This window comes from Amycolatopsis echigonensis (assembly GCF_014174495.1).
In the GTDB taxonomy this organism is placed as follows: Bacteria; Actinomycetota; Actinomycetes; order Mycobacteriales; family Pseudonocardiaceae; genus Amycolatopsis; species Amycolatopsis echigonensis.
Genome location: NZ_JACJHR010000266.1, coordinates 1 through 562 on the forward strand (window position 1 = coordinate 1; position 562 = coordinate 562).

Sequence of the window (562 nt, forward strand, 5' to 3'; positions counted from 1 at the left end):
CGGCGGCGATGTTGGATCGACTGTTGCACCGGGCGACGGTGGTCGGTATCGACGGTCCATCTTACCGATTGAGGTCGCATCAGTCCACATCGGACAAGTTGCGCCAGGCGGTGAACGCACATGTCTCCTGACCCGCGCGATCCGAACTACAACGCGACCCGCAAGACCTGCCCGATCTGCTGGGAAGCCTTCACCGCGAACGGTCGGCAGGCCAAGACCCGCCTCTACTGCTCGCGGGAGTGCAAACGCACCGCGGCGGCTCGCCGCGAAGTCGAACGCACCAGCCACCCCGGCAGGCCGTTCGGCCCGCCACCCGCGATGACCATCCCAGCACCGCCGCCCACACCTCTGCCGCAGCTGGCCGCGCAGCGCGACTGCCCACACTGCGGCGGCCCGGTCACCATCGTCGCCCTGCTCACCACACCAGAAGCCGCCCGCCCACAGATGCCAGCCGCCGCACCCGACGGAGTGATCCCACTTCGCCGCTGACACCGGTTAAGCTGCACACCTCGACTGGGGATTTTCAGGAAGCGCCTCTGGCCCGTCTCACAGAGCGCCGTCA

2 protein-coding genes are annotated in these 562 nt (G+C 67.8%); both read left to right on the forward strand.

Annotated elements, in window-relative coordinates; all coding sequences use genetic code 11:
• The first annotated feature begins 8 nt into the window (after positions 1-8).
• Complete coding sequence (locus H5411_RS47260) at positions 9-131, forward strand: hypothetical protein (protein ID WP_246370201.1); 123 nt, start codon at positions 9-11, stop codon at positions 129-131.
• Positions 121-489, forward strand: a complete 369-nt coding sequence (locus tag H5411_RS46690; protein WP_183128054.1) for a hypothetical protein — start codon at positions 121-123, stop codon at positions 487-489. Before H5411_RS47260 ends, H5411_RS46690 begins: the two co-directional genes overlap by 11 nt.
• The last annotated feature ends 73 nt before the right edge of the window (positions 490-562 follow it).